18 protein-coding genes are annotated in these 16,373 nt (G+C 37.4%); all 18 read left to right on the forward strand.

Annotated elements, in window-relative coordinates; all coding sequences use genetic code 11:
• Window positions 1-41: 41 nt before the first annotated feature.
• The 18 genes from gcvH to DET49_RS01070 all read left to right on the forward strand — a co-directional run bounded on the left by gcvH (window position 42) and on the right by DET49_RS01070 (window position 16,368).
• Entirely contained in the window at window positions 42-422 is a 381-nt protein-coding gene (gene gcvH / locus DET49_RS00985; protein ID WP_133546281.1) for a glycine cleavage system protein GcvH, read from the forward strand.
• Window positions 412-816, forward strand: a complete 405-nt coding sequence (locus DET49_RS00990) for a VanZ family protein (RefSeq protein WP_243729483.1) — start codon at window positions 412-414, stop codon at window positions 814-816. Before gcvH ends, DET49_RS00990 begins: the two co-directional genes overlap by 11 nt.
• Before the next feature lie 44 nt (window positions 817-860).
• Entirely contained in the window at window positions 861-1,583 is a 723-nt protein-coding gene (locus DET49_RS00995; RefSeq protein ID WP_133546282.1) for an energy transducer TonB, read from the forward strand.
• A 122-nt stretch (window positions 1,584-1,705) separates the two neighbouring features.
• Window positions 1,706-3,805 carry a gliding motility protein RemB gene (locus DET49_RS01000; protein ID WP_133546283.1) on the forward strand — a complete coding sequence of 700 codons (2,100 nt, stop codon included), beginning with the start codon at window positions 1,706-1,708 and terminating at the stop codon, window positions 3,803-3,805.
• 126 nt (window positions 3,806-3,931) lie between these two features.
• A complete protein-coding gene (cyoE, locus tag DET49_RS01005) occupies window positions 3,932-4,834 on the forward strand; it encodes a heme o synthase (protein WP_133546284.1) in 903 nt (300 codons plus the stop codon).
• Entirely contained in the window at window positions 4,825-5,406 is a 582-nt protein-coding gene (locus tag DET49_RS01010) for a heme-copper oxidase subunit III (RefSeq protein ID WP_133546285.1), read from the forward strand. Before cyoE ends, DET49_RS01010 begins: the two co-directional genes overlap by 10 nt.
• Before the next feature lie 47 nt (window positions 5,407-5,453).
• Window positions 5,454-6,434: a cytochrome c oxidase subunit 3 gene (locus tag DET49_RS01015; protein ID WP_133546286.1), complete on the forward strand. Its 981-nt coding sequence runs from the start codon at window positions 5,454-5,456 to the stop codon at window positions 6,432-6,434.
• Between the two features lie 19 nt (window positions 6,435-6,453).
• Window positions 6,454-6,816, forward strand: coding sequence for a cytochrome C oxidase subunit IV family protein (locus DET49_RS01020; protein WP_133546287.1), 363 nt, complete (start codon window positions 6,454-6,456; stop codon window positions 6,814-6,816).
• A gap of 84 nt (window positions 6,817-6,900) precedes the next feature.
• Window positions 6,901-7,545, forward strand: coding sequence for a hypothetical protein (locus tag DET49_RS01025; protein ID WP_133546288.1), 645 nt, complete (start codon window positions 6,901-6,903; stop codon window positions 7,543-7,545).
• 1 nt (window position 7,546) lies between these two features.
• Window positions 7,547-8,284, forward strand: a complete 738-nt coding sequence (locus DET49_RS01030; RefSeq protein ID WP_133546289.1) for an SCO family protein — start codon at window positions 7,547-7,549, stop codon at window positions 8,282-8,284.
• Window positions 8,281-8,820, forward strand: coding sequence for a DUF420 domain-containing protein (locus DET49_RS01035; protein ID WP_133546290.1), 540 nt, complete (start codon window positions 8,281-8,283; stop codon window positions 8,818-8,820). The genes DET49_RS01030 and DET49_RS01035 overlap by 4 nt, the downstream gene beginning before the upstream one ends.
• Before the next feature lie 92 nt (window positions 8,821-8,912).
• Complete coding sequence (locus tag DET49_RS01040) at window positions 8,913-9,146, forward strand: hypothetical protein (protein ID WP_133546291.1); 234 nt, start codon at window positions 8,913-8,915, stop codon at window positions 9,144-9,146.
• Between the two features lie 106 nt (window positions 9,147-9,252).
• Window positions 9,253-9,954 carry an ABC transporter ATP-binding protein gene (locus tag DET49_RS01045; RefSeq protein WP_133546292.1) on the forward strand — a complete coding sequence of 234 codons (702 nt, stop codon included), beginning with the start codon at window positions 9,253-9,255 and terminating at the stop codon, window positions 9,952-9,954.
• Entirely contained in the window at window positions 9,947-11,194 is a 1,248-nt protein-coding gene (locus tag DET49_RS01050; protein ID WP_133546293.1) for an ABC transporter permease, read from the forward strand. Before DET49_RS01045 ends, DET49_RS01050 begins: the two co-directional genes overlap by 8 nt.
• Window position 11,195: 1 nt before the next feature.
• Window positions 11,196-12,461, forward strand: coding sequence for an ABC transporter permease (locus DET49_RS01055; RefSeq protein ID WP_133546294.1), 1,266 nt, complete (start codon window positions 11,196-11,198; stop codon window positions 12,459-12,461).
• Window positions 12,462-12,496: 35 nt separating this feature from the next.
• Entirely contained in the window at window positions 12,497-13,615 is a 1,119-nt protein-coding gene (locus DET49_RS01060; RefSeq protein WP_133546295.1) for an efflux RND transporter periplasmic adaptor subunit, read from the forward strand.
• A 62-nt stretch (window positions 13,616-13,677) separates the two neighbouring features.
• Window positions 13,678-15,117 carry a TolC family protein gene (locus DET49_RS01065; protein WP_133546296.1) on the forward strand — a complete coding sequence of 480 codons (1,440 nt, stop codon included), beginning with the start codon at window positions 13,678-13,680 and terminating at the stop codon, window positions 15,115-15,117.
• Between the two features lie 3 nt (window positions 15,118-15,120).
• Window positions 15,121-16,368, forward strand: coding sequence for an efflux RND transporter periplasmic adaptor subunit (locus DET49_RS01070; RefSeq protein ID WP_133546297.1), 1,248 nt, complete (start codon window positions 15,121-15,123; stop codon window positions 16,366-16,368).
• Window positions 16,369-16,373: the final 5 nt, after the last annotated feature.

Below are 16,373 nucleotides of genomic sequence, written 5' to 3' on the forward strand. Positions count from 1 at the left end.
ACTTTAAAAAATTAACTTTGCCATAATATAAAAAACAACTAATGAATATTCCACAAGATTTAAAATACACAAAAGACCACGAATGGGTTAGGATAGAAGGTGATACGGCTACAATTGGTATTACAGATTTCGCTCAGGGCGAATTGGGTGATATCGTATATGTAGAAGTCGAAACCGTAGATGAAACACTTGATAGAGAAGAAGTTTTTGGAACGGTAGAAGCGGTAAAAACAGTTTCCGATCTATATTTGCCACTTTCGGGGGAGATAATTGAATTTAATGAAAGCCTTGAAGACGAACCGGAAAAGGTGAATTCCGATCCTTATGGTGAAGGTTGGATGATTAAAATAAAATTTTCTGATGAATCTCAGCTGGAGGATTTGCTAAATCCAGATTCATATAAGGAAATTCTTGGTAGCTAGAGCAGGCTTATTTGTAGCGATTGTTTATACTGTTTTACTTTTGGTTTCCTCATTAGTGAGCTTGGGTAAAATTAGTGTAGGTAGTTTTAGTCCTACGGATAAACTTATGCATCTTACAGCCTATTTTGGACTTGTGGTGTTGTGGAAAGTATATTTTATACTGAAAAATAATCCTAAAGTATCTTTTAAAAACAATTTATTTAAAATAGCAGGTCTCGCATTGGGGTTTGGTATGTTAATTGAGGTTCTACAAGGTGTGTTTACCAGTTACAGAGAGCCGGATTGGTATGATATTTTGGCCAATGCAGGCGGAGTTATACTTGCTGTTAGTATCTTTCTTTTCTTCGAAAAGAACCTAAAAAGGTTAAATAGTAAGATTAATTTAATTTTTTAGAAAAAATATTTAATTTAGCAATCCTTATTAATCAATAACCTATTATGGAACCAAAGAAAAATCCAAAAGCCGATTTAAAAAGAAGAAGTGTATTCTTTCTTCAATTGGGGCTTATCCTGGTCCTTTTAATTACCTGGCGGGCAATTGAATGGAAGACCTATGACAAGGAAGCCATTGATACCGGCCAGTTAAATATGGACGAGTTAGATGAAGAGGTAATCCCGATTACTGAAATGCAGAATACACCACCACCACCGCCACCGCCGCCACCGGCACCGGAGATTATTGAGGTTGTAGAAGACGAGGAAGAGGTAGAGGAAGATGAAATTCAATCTACCGAAACCAGTTTGGAGGAAATTGTTGAGGTAGAAGAGGTTGTTGAAGCGCCTACTGAAGAGGTGATTGAAGACGTGCCTTTTGCTGTAATTGAAGATGTGCCGATTTTCCCAGGTTGTGAGAACCTTAACAACAACGAAGAGCGTAAAAACTGTATGAGTCAGAAAATTAGTCAGTTCGTTAACGATGAGTTTGATACCGATTTGGGTGCAGAACTTGGCCTTTCTGGGGTAAACAGGGTGATTGTTCAGTTTAAAATTAATGAAAAAGGTAATATTACCAATGTAATGTCTCGTGCTCCTCACCCAAGGTTAGAGCAAGAAGCGGCAAGAGTAATTAATAAATTACCAAAAATGAAACCGGGTAGACAACGTGGTAAAGCAGTAGGAGTTATGTATTCTTTACCTATTATTTTCCAGGTTCAGGATTAAAATTAAAGTTTTTATATATATTAAAATCCCGGCTTCGTTCCGGGATTTTTTAATTTAATGAGTGACTCTATACAAAAAAATGTATATTTCGGAGGTGTAACCAATCTTTCCCCGACTCTAATATGAAGAGCTACCTGTTTCTTCTTTTTCTGCTAATTTCAGTCAATTCCAAGTCCCAGGCTCAGCATAACAGCCAGCGCTTTCCACAATTTCCTAAATGTGTGGATGTAGATTTCTTACAGAAAGAGGCTTGTTTTAAAAATACCTTAAGAGCGTTTGTTCTGGATAATTATCAAGTTCCTGCGGAAATAAGAAAAGAACAGTACAAGGGGGAAGTAAGAGTGATTTTCGAAGTTAATCAAGTAGGTGGTTTTGAGATTATTTATCTCGATGCTGTATACCCGGAACTCAAGGAAGAAATGGTACGGGTTTTTGAATTACTGCCTAATATTAAACCGGCTACCTATAACTCCAGGCCTATTTCCGTTCAGTTTAAAATGCCAATAAAGATTCCTCTTGTCCAAAGTCTTGAATTTTCAGAAAATGAGGATTCTGCAGACATTATGCCACAGGTTAAAGAAGACATAGTGATTAATGAATACGATGAAATTCAACCCGGGGAATTTACCCGGCCTCGTTATGAAAGCCAGATTAATATTCCACTTTCCCATGAGTACTATAGCAGGTTTGATGCTGAATTCAATAGAATCGGTTTAAATACGCACTCGGCTTCCAAGCCCTTGCTTTTCTCTGAAGTTTCCAAATATTACAATTTTAAGGCAAAGGAAAATGAAATGCGCCTGGATGTCAATTCCTGGGTGGGTAGAAAATTGTTTAACGAACATCTGGTTCAATATCAAACTGAAGATTACTGGTTTACTTTGGATTTTGCTCTAGATCTTCAGCTTGGTAAAGATTTTCAGCAGCAAAGCTTCGATTTCACTTATAATAATACTCGTGCACTTATCTTTCAGGGTGGTTTGGGTGCAAATTTTAATTTTTACACTGTTGCTTACGAAAATCAGGGCAGATTTGCTGAATATTACAACCGTTTTGCAGCGTCCCTCCGGCCAGACGGAGGTGATCCTGCTATAATTCCCGGTCGGGGAATTGCCAAACCCTTTATGGATGGAGGTTATGATTATCCTGTCGCCGAAGGTTACTTGTCTTATACTCCCAGTAAATTTTTTAATATTCAATTTGGGCATGGCAAAAATTTTATCGGCGATGGTTATCGCTCCCTTTTAATGAGTGATAATGCTTCCCCATATCCCTATTTTAAGCTTAATACAACTTTCTGGAAGTTAAAATACACCAATACCTGGATGTCCCTTCGAGACGTGAGACCTGCAGTTACTTCAGATGGCTCTTTCAGGACAAAATATATGGCCAATCATTATCTAAGTTATAATGTTACTAAAAGGCTTAATATTGGTTTATTTGAATCGGTAGTTTGGCAAAATGATAATAATCGAGGATTTGATTTAAATTACCTAAATCCTATAATTTTTTATCGTGCAATAGAATTTTCTACGGGAGCTAGGGGAGGAAATGCTATTATTGGTTTAACTTCAAAATATAAGTTGTCAAATAAAATTAATTTTTATGGTCAAATTATAATAGATGAATTCTCTACTACTGATGTTTTCGGAGGGCAACAGAGCTGGAAAAACAAACTTGGGTATCAATTAGGGATAAAGTATTTTAATGCGTTTAATATTCCTGGATTATTTCTGCAGACTGAATATAACCAGGTGCGACCTTATACTTATTCCCATAATACCGGAGTTTTAAATTACGGACATAATAACCAGTCAATGGCCCATTTGTGGGGTTCCAACTTCAGAGAGATCCTCGCTATCGCACGATATAAAAGCAATAGGTGGTACGGAAATGCTAAATTCATCTATGGGAAAAGAGGGTTTGATTACAATGTGGCTGTGAATCAGGCAGCTTATGGGGGGGATATTTATTCTAGTGAGCGCCAGCGTCCCTTTGATACCGATGTGGAAATTGGGCAGGGAAATACTACAATCTCTTTTTTTTCTAACATAGAAGTGGGCTATATTATAAATCCGGCAACCAATTTAAAGCTTTATGGAAGTTATATTTATCGCAATTTTAATCCTGAGGTTAAAACTCCACAAAATTTTGATAATACTACTTCCTGGGTAAATTTTGGTTTGCGTACAGATATTTTTAACTGGTATTACGATTATTAGGAACAACTACTTTTAGATTTTTTATGAATGTTTCCTGAATTCGCTAGAGGCTGAAAATTAACATTTTTGCCCCCTTGTCAAAACCCAATTAAGAAGTATCTTTGCGCCAATTGAAAAAATCTATTTTTGAGCAGCACCGGCGTACATACTTCCTCGGCTTCCATTCTAACAGACTTTAAAGAAATTACCAAGGTGCGGCTTGCTGTCAGCGTTGTTTTTTCTTCGATTGCCGGTTATTTTCTAGGGGCGGATAGTATAGATTTTGTTACAGTATTTTTGCTGGCCATAGGAGGTTATTTTATGGTTGGTGCTTCTAATGCTTATAACCAAATTATAGAGCGGGACCTGGATGCTCTAATGGATCGTACTAAAAATCGTCCGATACCTGATGGTCGAATGTCGGTAAGTACGGCATTTTTAATTGCTAGCGTTTTTACCATTGCGGGGCTTTTAGTATTGTATATTATTAATCCTAAAACCGCAATGTTCGGGGCTATTAGTATCTTCTTGTACGTTAGCTTATATACACCCTTAAAGACTAAGACTCCTTTAGCCGTATTTGTAGGTGCGATTCCTGGTGCTATTCCATTTATGTTGGGGTGGGTGGCGGCCACTGGAGATTTTAGTATAGAACCCGGTACACTATTTATGATCCAGTTTTTCTGGCAATTTCCTCATTTTTGGGCAATAGGCTGGTGGTTGTATGATGATTATAGAAAAGGAGGTTTCTTTATGTTGCCTACTGGAAGGAGGGATCGGGGGACCGCTATTCAAATTATTCTTTATACGGTTTGGACTATTCTGGTCTCTTTAATCCCCGTTTTTGGTGTTACAGGAAAGCTCTTTTTATCTCCTGTTGCGGGAGTTATCATACTTATGCTTGGATTAGGTATGCTATTTTATTCAATAAAACTGTATAAAGAAAAATCGGCAGAAGCTGCTAAAAAATTAATGTTCGCAAGCGTATCTTATATTACCCTACTTCAAATAGTATATGTTTTCGATAAATTTATAAGACAATGGATCTAACTCAAAATAGCGAAAAAGATAAGCACGACCGGGCGAAAAAGATGATGCTTTGGTTTGGGATAATTAGTATGGTAATGACCTTTGGAGGGTTAACCAGTGCTTATGTAGTTAGTAAAACTAGGCCAGATTGGTTGACCGACTTTGAATTGCCTGGTGCCTTTTACTGGAGTACAATTATAATTGTATTAAGTAGTATAACATTTATACTTGCAAGAAAAAGTATTCTGTCGGGAAACCGAAAGAATGCCTCGGCCATGTTAATCGGAACCTTGTTGCTAGCGGTTTTATTTGTAGTTTTTCAGTTTCATGGTTTTTCTCAAATTATAAGTGAAGGGTATTATTTCACCGGAAGTGAAAGCAGTATCACCACTTCCTTTATTTATGTGTTGGTTTTAGTTCATATGGCGCACTTATTTGCAGGAATAATCACGCTTTTGGTGGTAATTTATAACCATTTTAAACAACGTTATGTAAAAGGTCAAATGCTTGGAATTGAGTTAGGTGGCACTTTTTGGCACTTTGTTGATTTTATGTGGATATACCTGTTTGTGTTTTTATATTTCGTTAAATAATAAAATTGCGTATTTTTGCGCAATACTTAAAATCTAAATACTCTTCTATGGAAGCTACTGTTGTTAGAACAGGTACTGAAGGTAAAACCTGGGGTGGTGGTAATGAGCCGTTAAAGGCAAGTTATGGTAAAATGATGATGTGGTTTTTCATCGTTTCAGATGCACTTACCTTCTCTGGTTTTCTTGCAGCTTATGGATTTTCCCGCTTTAAATTTATCGACTCCTGGCCAATTGCAGATGAAGTTTTTAATCACTTTCCATTTTTACACGGGGTAGATGCTCCAATGTATTATGTAGCATTAATGACCTTTATTCTTATTTTCTCTTCCGTGACCATGGTATTGGCAGTTGATGCCGGCCACCAGTTAAAGAAGGGAAAAGTTACTTTTTATATGTTCCTGACTATTATTGGGGGGCTTATATTCCTTGGTTCTCAAGCCTGGGAATGGAAAAATTTTATAAGCGGAACTTATGGGGCTGTTTATACAGAAGGGGGTAATATTCTTCAGTTTATCGATACCGAAGGGGAAAGAGTTTCTCTTGAAGAAATTGCTGTTCCTAGTGAATCTGTTAGGGTAGAACATCAAGCTAGAAATGGAGTTTGGTTTGAAAGTGAGAAGTCTTTGCCTTCTTATGCTTTAGAAGAAGTGATAGCAGGTTTTGCTGCGAATCCAAATCTTTTAATAAAAACAGAGATGTTGAGTGAGGATGGAGAGAAGATCATACTTTCCCGTGAAGCATCTTTAGCAAAACTAACTGCAGATGCCGAAGGTGTAATAGAAGGTGCTAATCTGACTAGAAATGAATACGGCCCACCGTTATTTGCGGACTTCTTTTTCTTTATTACCGGTTTCCACGGTTTTCACGTGCTCTCGGGTGTAATCATCAATATCATTATTTTCTTTAACGTTATTCTTGGAACCTATGAGCGTAGAAAGAATTATGAAATGGTTGAAAAAGTAGGTCTTTACTGGCACTTTGTAGATTTAGTTTGGGTATTTGTATTTACATTCTTTTACCTGGTATAATTTTTAGAAATAAATAAAAATGGCACACGATACAGCGCATCATCACGAATCTAATACGAAGAGAATCTGGACCGTATTTATTATACTTTCCATCGTAACCCTTGTGGAAGTGGTTTTAGGGATCTTAAAACCTGAATTCCTTACCGATACAGCTTTCCTTACAATGTCTCTTCTTAACTGGATATTCATTATATTGACTATTTACAAAGCTTATTATATAGCCTGGGCTTTTATGCATCTTGAAGGAGAAACTAAAGGTTTGCGTCGCGCAATTGTATGGACAGCAATTTTCCTTATTAGTTACCTTATATTTATTCTTCTCACGGAGGGAGGCTATATTTACGAGGTATACAAAAACGGCTATGTGGCCTGGGACTTTTGATAAGATTAAAAGTTAAATTTGTATAGTAAGGCGGTTTTATTAAACCGTCTTTTTATTTTTGCACCCACTTCTTTATACAGGATTATGAAAAAGTTTTTTGTGCTTTTTGTGCTCTTTGCTTTGCCAATTATCGCATATATGTTTTTTGCTTCCGGGCAAAATAATTTCGCCAAATTACCGGTGTTGACCAAGACAGTGATGGATGTCTCGGAATTTCAGACCCTGGATGGGAAACCAATTAGCCTTGAGGATAAAATTAGCATTGTAGCCTTTTTTGGAAAAAAATTAGAGAACCTGAAAGGGAATACCTTTAACCTAGATCAAAAGATTCTGGAAAAATATTATGAGTTTAATGATTTTCAGTTCATAGTGGTTCTGCCAGAGGAAGCGAGGGAAGAAGCGGAAAAATTTAAAAAGGAATTTAGTGGAATTTCAAAAACCGAGAAATGGAAATTCATTTTTGGAACCCCAAAAGAAGTAAAGGAAGTTTTTGAAAGTTTCGATACACCTCATAATCTAAAAGAGACTTATACACCTTACGTTTTTATAGTTGATAAAGATAGAAATTTGAGAGGTCGAAGTGATGATGAAGATACCGGGAAAGTGTATGGTTATGACTCTCGATCTGTTGCGGAACTCAGCAATAAGATGAACGATGATGTGAAAGTTATTCTTGCCGAATATCGATTGGCCTTAAAGAAGAATAACGCGCATAGAAAAAATAATTAAAATGAAAAGAAAATATTCATACATAGGGCTTTCACTTATCATCCTGGTATTTGGAATTATTTTTATTCCAAAAATTGTAGAAACCGTTGGGAATAATCAAGTGGTTAAGGCTGATAGGCTTAATATTAAAGGTGCTAAAAAAGAGGTCAATGATAATAAACCCCTATCATTTATTGAGATAAATGGCAAAAGGAAAAAAGCGCCTAAATTTGAGTTGGTTAATCAGGACGGGGATACTATTACCAACGAAGATTACCTGGGGAAAGTTTATGTAGCTGAGTTCTTTTTTACAACCTGCCCTACAATTTGCCCAATAATGAATCAAAACCTGGTAGAAGTTCAGAATGAATTTAAAAATAACAAGGATTTTGGAATCGCTTCTTTCACAATAGATCCAAATCATGATACTCCAAAGGTGCTAAAATCATATGCTGAGAATTATGGAATAAACCATCCTAATTGGAACCTTTTAACCGGAGATAAAGATGCTATTTATGGGCTTGCTAATGCCGGTTTTAATGTTTATGTGGGAGAGAATAGCGAAGTTCCCGGTGGTTTTGCTCATCAGGGCTTGTTCGCACTTGTAGATAAAGAAGGTTACATTAGGTCCCGGGAGGACAAATATGGAAACCCAATAATCTACTATCGAGGTTCGGTAGAGAGAAGTAAATCCGTTGCAGAGGGAGAAGAAGCGCCCCAAATTGAAATTTTAATTGAAGATATTAGAAAACTACTGTGAAAAGAACACTAACGAAAACTGATAGAATTGCAGTACCAGTTATTATTGCCCTTTCCATCCTGGTGCCAATTATCGTGCTTATTTTAATGTATTTGCCAGACCGATATAATGTGTTCGGAACACAAGCAGGGACTTTTCCATTTTTTCACGCAGTTTTAAATGCTTCAACTGCCATTTTGCTTATGTTTGGTTACTTTTTTATGAGTATAGGGGAATATAAATTGCACCGAAATGTAATGATTACCGCTTTTGTACTGTCAGCTATATTTCTGGTAAGCTATGTAATTTCAAAAATCAGCAACGATCCAACACCATATGGAGGTGAGGGTTTCTTACGTATAGTTTATTTCTTTATACTTATTACACATATCGTACTTTCGGCCATAATTGTTCCGCTAGTGCTTTTTACCATGTATCGAGGACTGACTGGAGAATATACCAAGCATGCTAAAATTGCCCGGTGGACTTTTCCTATTTGGTTATATGTGGCAATTACTGGTGTGTTGGTTTATATTTTTATGTGGCCTTATTATTAGCTTTGATTGCAATTAAAATCAAGGGAGTATTCTTGCTAACAATTGCAATTTTTATTTGCAGTTTTGCTAAATTTGCATAAGAAATTATCGTTATGAAAATCAGGTATATTTTACTTTTCATTCTTCTGTTCTTGCTTCCTGAATTTGCCCAGGCACAATGTTCTATGTGTCGTGCGGTTTTACAAAGCGGCACAGACCAAAGCGCTGCGGAAGGTATTAATAATGGAATTCTTTATCTAATGGTATTTCCTTATTTATTAATCGGTGCTTTAGGATATTTTATTTACCGGTCTCGCAAAAAAGCCAAAAAGTTGGATCAGTCATAAACGGTTCGGAATATTTTCTTAAATAAAATGTAACATTTTCTATTTCATAGAGTCTTATGGGTGACGCTTTTTTTATTAAAAGTTAGTAACCTGTAATTTCATTGAGATGATAGAAATTAAAGATCTTCACAAGTCCTATAAAATGGGTAGCAATTCGCTGCATGTATTAAAGGGGATCAATTTTAGCGTAGCCGAAGGAGAACTAGTTTCTATTATGGGATCTTCAGGCTCTGGAAAATCTACCTTATTAAATATTCTGGGAATGTTGGACGAAGCCGATGAAGGCTCTTATATGTTAGATGGCGTGCCAATTAAAAATCTCAACGAAAAAATAGCAGCCAGGTACCGTAATAAATTTCTGGGTTTCATCTTTCAATCTTTTAACCTTATCTCTTATAAAAATGCTTTGGATAATGTGGCACTTCCGCTGTATTACCAGGGTGTGAAACGGGGAGAACGTATAGATAAAGCGATGTCTTATCTGGAAAAAGTTGGCCTGTCCGACTGGGCAGGACATTTGCCGAACGAACTTTCGGGTGGGCAAAAACAACGAGTTGCCATTGCCAGGGCTCTGGCAAGTGATCCAAAGGTGCTTTTAGCGGATGAACCTACCGGGGCCTTAGATTCCAAAACATCTTATGATGTGATGAATTTAATTCAGGAAATTAACGATGAGGGCCGGACTATACTTGTGGTAACCCACGAACCCGATATCGCTGCCATGACTAAAAGAATTGTGAATCTAAAGGATGGTAGAATAATCCAGGACACCCAAGTGGAACAAATAAGAGCGCAACAGAATGTTTGATTTAGAACGTTGGGAAGAAATCTTTGATACGATTCGTAAAAATAAATTGCGGACGTTTCTTACCGGGCTTTCGGTGGCTTCGGGGATTTTTATTTTGGTTGTGCTGTTGGGAATTGGGGAAGGAATGCGTAACGGTATTTCACAGGAATTTAAAAGAGATGCCGCAAATATAATTTATGTCTACACGGGGGTTACTTCTGTCGAATACAAAGGCTTAAATCCGGGTAGAAGAATTCAGTTGAAGGACGAAGATTTTAATTACACCGCCTTAAAGTATGAAGATGATTTGCAGTACAAATCTTCTATCTACCGAATTTGGAACGGGATTGTGAACTATGGAAAGGAATCTGGTTCTTATCGCGTAGAAGGCGTCTATCCCGATTATCAATTTCTGGAAAACAGTGGAATGATAGAGGGACGATTTGTAAATTATAAAGATTACGAAAATTTTGAGAAATTACTGGTAATTGGGAATAAGGTAAGAAACGACCTATTTAAAGATAATAAAGATCCAATTGGGGAATATGTTCAGATTTCAGGTATAAATTTTAAAGTGATTGGTGTTTTTACTGATCCAGGCGGGGAAAGAGAGGAAAGCCGCGTTTTTATGCCACTTTCCACTGCACAACGCGTTTTTGGTGGTGCTGATAATATCGCCAATATGGCATTTACCTTGGAGCCTGAGAAAAACTTTGAAGCTGCACTGGCCGCTTCTAATCGTTTCTCAGCGGATATGAAGAACCAACTTAAAGAATCGCATACCATAGCCCCTAGTGATGATAGTGCTATAAGTATTAATAATTCGCTGGAGAATGCGAAGCGCTTTTACGATCTTATGGATATGATAAAATTCTTCTTTTGGGGGGTTGGAATCTGTACCATTATCGCGGGAATAGTCGGGGTGAGTAATATTATGCTCATCATCGTAAAAGAAAGAACCCGAGAGATCGGAATAAGAAAAGCCCTGGGAGCAGAACCGCTATCAATTGTAGGAATGGTTCTCCACGAGTCAATTTTTGTAACTGCAATCGCTGGATTAATAGGCCTTATTGCAAGTTTGTTACTTTTAGAATTTGTAGGACCGCTTATAGAAACCCAGTATATTTCAAATCCTGCAGTGAACTTCAATGTAGCACTTACCACCGTCTTTATTTTGGTGCTTGCCGGGGCAATTGCCGGATTTTTCCCTGCCTGGAGAGCCGCGAGAATAAAACCTATTGTAGCATTAAGAGACGAATAGTATGTTTAACAGGGATAAATGGAGCGAAATTATTGAAGCATTAAGTGCGAACTGGTTTAGAACCTTACTTACTGCTTTTGGCGTAATGTGGGGAATTTTTATTCTCGTAATTCTACTGGCTGCAGGCAAAGGTCTCGAAAATGGAGTGAAACAAGGTTTTAGTGGCATAGCTACCAATACAATGTTTATGTGGACACAAACGCCATCAAAACCTTATAAAGGATTGCCAAAAGGCAGAAACTATAATTTCAAAACAGATGATGTAGAAGCTTTGCGGGAAAATGTGCCTGGCCTTCGGTTTATTTCCCCTAGAAATCAGTTAGGTGGTTTCGGAGGGAATAATAATGTGGTCCGCGGACTGCAAACCGGAGCCTTTAATGTTTACGGTGATTATCCAGAGATCATTCAGCAGGAACCTATGGATATTACTTCCGGTAGGTTTATTAATTATCTCGATATTGAAAATAAACGAAAAGTTGCCATTATTGGAGAGGGAGTCAGACGTGAACTTTATGAACAAGAGGAAGAGGTTTTAGGAACCTATCTTAAAATTAATGGGGTTAATTTTATGGTGATTGGGACCTATAAGAAAAAAGGTGGGGGCGGTGGCAATGCTGAAGAAGCTCAGAAAGAGATTTATGTTCCATTTACCGCATTTTCCCAGGCATTTAATATGGGTGATACTGTAGGGTGGATGGCAATTACAGCCGAAGATGAACATTCCATCACAAGTTTAAAATCAAGAATTTTAGATTTGATAAAAAGCAGGCATTCAATCCATCCGGATGACGATAGGGCTGTTGGAAATTTCGACCTGTATGAAGAATTTAACAAGATTAACGGTTTATTTATTGCCCTTAAGGCAGTGGCCTACTTTGTGGGAATTTTGGTATTGCTATCTGGAATAATTGGGATTAGTAATATTATGCTAATTGTGGTCAAAGAAAGAACCAATGAAATAGGGGTTAGACGTGCGCTTGGAGCAACGCCCTGGTCCATAAGAGGGCAAATTCTAATGGAATCTATTTTTTTGACTATTATTTCCGGGATGGTAGGAATTATTTTTGCCACCGGAATTATTGCAGGAATAAATTATGCTCTTAGCGGAATGGATACGTCAGAAATGATGTTTGCAAACCCAAGTGTAGATTTGGGAGTGGTTATTACCGCCCTTGCTATTTTAGTATGCTCAGGTTTATTGGCGGGATTAATCCCAGCACAGAATGCCATAAAAATAAAACCTGTAGATGCACTTAGAACCGAATAATAAGAAAAAGTAAAGAAGATAAATACAATCAAAAAATGAAAAAAACAGTTACCATCTCAATTTTAGTATTGATCGCCGTTCTTTTTGTAGGGGCGTTATACTACTTATTTCAGAAAAATCAGGAGGATCCTACGGTTTACGAAACAGAACAGGCATCAATAGAAACTATAGTAAAGAAAACTGTGGCTACTGGTAATATTGTTCCAAGGGAAGAGGTGCTTATAAAGCCGAATATCTCGGGAATTATTGATGAAATATATATAAAGGCCGGGGAGAAAGTGAATTCTGGGGATCTTATTGCAAAAATTCGGGTAATCCCTAATGTGAATTCTTTACAAAGCGCTAAAGATGCTGTGGCTACCGCTAAAATAAATTTGGACAATGAGGAAAAAACTTTTGAACGACAAAAAAAGTTGTTTGAAGAGGGCGTAATTTCTCAAAACGATTTTGATAATGCTCTGGCCAATTACAAAAGGATGCAGCAGAACTACCGTTCGGCACAACAAAATTTTGAAATTGTACAAACTGGTACAACCAGTGGAATTGGAACCGCAGCAAACACCCTTATTCGTTCTACCATAGATGGAATGGTGTTGGATGTTCCTGTAAAAGTTGGGAATCAGGTCATAGAAAGTAATAACTTTAATGAGGGAACGACCCTGGCGACGCTTGCCAATGTAAACGATATGATTTTTGAGGGGAAAGTTGACGAAAGTGAAGTAGGGAAAATTAAAGAGGATTTGCCGCTGGAAGTAACAGTTGGGGCTATAGAAAATAAAACTTTTGATGCCATATTAGACTATATAGCACCAAAAGGTGTAGACGAAAACGGAGCCATTCAGTTTGAAATAAAAGGAACCTTAAATAAAGAAGATACGACTTTTATTCGCGCAGGTTTAAGTGCGAATGCTTCAATTATTTTAGATAGAGCAGATCAGGTACTGGCAATAAAAGAAGCACTGGTTCAGTTTGATCCAAAAACTCAAGAACCTTTTGTGGAAGTAGCAACGGGAGACCAGCAATTTGAGCGAAGGGATTTAGAATTGGGAATTAGTGACGGGATACAGGTAGAAGTAATTGACGGAATTACCAAAGACGATAAAATTAAGGTTTGGAACAAAGTAGAACCGACTCCTGAATTTGCAGGAAATTAGTTTTTTGCTTCAAAATGTAACAAGTATAGAATTTCAAAGACTCATCAACTACAATTCCTATTATGAAAAAATACAGCTTACTCACCATATTTTTATTTGTTGCTTTATTGGCTAAGGCCCAGGAAGAAGATAAATGGACACTACAGGAATGTGTTAGTTACGCCCTGGAAAATAATATATCGATAAAACAAAGTGCCCTTGATGTAGAGCTCGCTGAACTGGGAGTAAAAGACGCCTATGGTAATTTACTTCCAAATATAAATGGATCGGCCACCAACTCATGGAATACTGGTCTGACCCAAAATATTACTACAGGGATTTTACAAACCCAAACCACAAGAAACTTTTCTGCTGGTGTTACTGCAAGTCTCACGCTTTTTGATGGCCTTAGAAACATAAAACAGGTACAGCGCGCGAAAATATCTGAACTTGCCAGCCAATATGCATTGGATAAGATGAAAGACGATATCACCCTGTTTGTTGCCGATTCTTATTTACAGGTACTTTTCAATAAGCAGAATCTTGAGATTTTGAGATTGCAAAATGAAGTTACCCAGGAACAATTAGAAAGGACAAAACAACTTGTCGAAGCAGGGTCTTTACCACAGGGTGATCTTCTACAGATCCAAGCTACTTATGCCGATGAGCTACAACGAATCATTGTCGCTCGTAACAATATTAGGATATCCCTTATTAGTTTAGCGCAGCTTTTACTTATAGAAGATTATGAAAGCTTTGATATTGTTGAAAGGGATTATGATATTTTTGGAACAGAAATTTTAGGAAATTCGGTAGAGGATATCGTAGAGCAAGCTAAAGAAGAACGCTCTGAAATTAGAATTGCTGAAGCTAACCTTGAAATTGCAAAAAAGGATATAGAAATTGCCAAAGGTGCTTATTACCCAAGCCTGGGGGCTTTCTTTAATTACAATACCAGGGAATCTGGGCAGGGAAGAATTGTGGGTGTTGAAGTTGACCCAAATGATCCCACTCGGGAAATTGGCATAGTGGAAGAAACCGGTGATATTGTGGTGACACCAAACACCATTTCAACCCTTGGAAATCCATTGCCATTTTTTGACCAATTGCAACGTAATGATGGTATTTCTTATGGTTTACAGGTTAATATTCCAATCTTTAATGGATTCTCCACTAGGATTCAGGTAAGAAGAAGCGAAGTGAACGCCAGGCGCGCCAAATACGAATTAGAACAAGCCGAACTTGATCTTGAAGCAAATGTTTACCAGGCATATGTAGATGCCGAAGGAGCCTTAGAAGCTTATGAAGCCGCACTTGTTGCAGCAAATGCACAGGAGCAGGCCTTTGAATATGCGACTCAACGTTTCGATGTGGGGATATCCAATGCATTTGAATTTAGCCAGGCAAAACTTGGGTATGAAAATGCACAAAGTGAGGTGCTTCGTACTAAATATGATTATATTTTTAAATTAAAAGTACTTGAACTTTATTTTGGAGTACCTGTGACCGGCCTTAAATTTTAAACTATGAAGAAAAAGACTCTTTTTATAATTATAGGAATTGCTTTAGGGCTTATTGTATTACTTATTGTTGGAAAAAAAGCGGGTTGGTTTGGTAAATCTGGTAATTTTAAAGAAGTTGAAATAACCAAAATAGAACCTATAGATATTATTGAGACTGTCTCAGCTACTGGTAAAATTCAACCTGAGATCGAAGTGAAATTATCATCAGAGGTTTCAGGAGAAATAATAGAAATTCCTGTTGTGGAAGGGCAGGCAGTAGAAGAAGGAGATCTATTGGTTAGGGTTAACCCCGATATTTATCAGTCCAATGTGAATAGGGCACAGGCCGGTTTACAGTCTTCCAGAGCAAATTATGCCCAGGCTGAAGCAAATTTAAAACAAGCTGAAGCCAATTATAACCGAAATAAAAGCCTTTTTGAAAAAGGTGTGATTTCAAAAGCCGAATGGGATAGAATTGTTTCAGAATACGAAGTTGCCCAGGCCAGTCAAAAAGCGGCTTTTTACAATATGCAAAGTACAGCAGCTACCGTAGAGGAAGCACAGGATAACTTAGGTCGGACCAGGATTTATGCTCCTATGAGCGGAACGATATCAAAACTTGATGCCGAACTTGGCGAAAGGGTGGTGGGAACCCAACAAATGGCAGGTACTGAAATTCTTAGGGTAGCCAATCTGAGTAATATGGAAGTTGAAGTTGATGTGAACGAGAACGACATTGTTAAAGTTGAAGTTGGAGATTCCACTATTGTTGAGGTAGATGCCTATTTAGGGAAAGAATTTAAAGGAATTGTTACCGAAATTTCCAACTCGGCTGATGCTGCGCTAACCACAGATCAGGTCACCAATTTTAAAGTTAAAGTTCGTATTTTAGAAGAATCTTATAAGGATCTTCTCGAAGGAGAGGATGAGAATTATTCTCCTTTTAGACCTGGAATGACAGCTACTGTGGATATAATTACAAATAAAAAAGAAAATATCATTGGAGTTCCAATTAGTGCCATTGTCATTAAAAATGATACAACAGCTATAAATGCTTCCATAGACCAGGAAAAATATGAAGCTGTATTTTTAAAAGAAGGAGAGCAGGCACAACTTCGAAAGGTATCAACAGGAATTCAAGACGATAGTAATATTGAAATAACCGAGGGTTTAACCCTGGGAGAAACCGTTATAACGGGACCTTATAATACAGTTACTAAAAGCCTCAAGGATGGAGACCAGGTTGAAGTTATAGGGGATTCAAAAGAATAAAAAAG

This window comes from Salegentibacter sp. 24 (assembly GCF_004362395.1).
In the GTDB taxonomy this organism is placed as follows: Bacteria; Bacteroidota; Bacteroidia; order Flavobacteriales; family Flavobacteriaceae; genus Salegentibacter.

Coding starts and splice junctions, on each gene's coding strand:
- DET49_RS00995 (WP_133546282.1), top strand. CDS start 861: ATGGAACCAAAGAAAAATCCAAAAGCCGATTTAAAAAGAAGAAGTGTA.
- DET49_RS01070 (WP_133546297.1), top strand. CDS start 15,121: ATGAAGAAAAAGACTCTTTTTATAATTATAGGAATTGCTTTAGGGCTT.
- DET49_RS01025 (WP_133546288.1), top strand. CDS start 6,901: ATGAAAAAGTTTTTTGTGCTTTTTGTGCTCTTTGCTTTGCCAATTATC.
- DET49_RS01000 (WP_133546283.1), top strand. CDS start 1,706: ATGAAGAGCTACCTGTTTCTTCTTTTTCTGCTAATTTCAGTCAATTCC.
- DET49_RS01055 (WP_133546294.1), top strand. CDS start 11,196: ATGTTTAACAGGGATAAATGGAGCGAAATTATTGAAGCATTAAGTGCG.
- DET49_RS01065 (WP_133546296.1), top strand. CDS start 13,678: ATGAAAAAATACAGCTTACTCACCATATTTTTATTTGTTGCTTTATTG.
- DET49_RS01020 (WP_133546287.1), top strand. CDS start 6,454: ATGGCACACGATACAGCGCATCATCACGAATCTAATACGAAGAGAATC.
- DET49_RS01060 (WP_133546295.1), top strand. CDS start 12,497: ATGAAAAAAACAGTTACCATCTCAATTTTAGTATTGATCGCCGTTCTT.
- DET49_RS01015 (WP_133546286.1), top strand. CDS start 5,454: ATGGAAGCTACTGTTGTTAGAACAGGTACTGAAGGTAAAACCTGGGGT.
- DET49_RS01050 (WP_133546293.1), top strand. CDS start 9,947: ATGTTTGATTTAGAACGTTGGGAAGAAATCTTTGATACGATTCGTAAA.
- DET49_RS01040 (WP_133546291.1), top strand. CDS start 8,913: ATGAAAATCAGGTATATTTTACTTTTCATTCTTCTGTTCTTGCTTCCT.
- DET49_RS01010 (WP_133546285.1), top strand. CDS start 4,825: ATGGATCTAACTCAAAATAGCGAAAAAGATAAGCACGACCGGGCGAAA.
- DET49_RS01030 (WP_133546289.1), top strand. CDS start 7,547: ATGAAAAGAAAATATTCATACATAGGGCTTTCACTTATCATCCTGGTA.
- DET49_RS01045 (WP_133546292.1), top strand. CDS start 9,253: ATGATAGAAATTAAAGATCTTCACAAGTCCTATAAAATGGGTAGCAAT.
- gcvH (WP_133546281.1), top strand. CDS start 42: ATGAATATTCCACAAGATTTAAAATACACAAAAGACCACGAATGGGTT.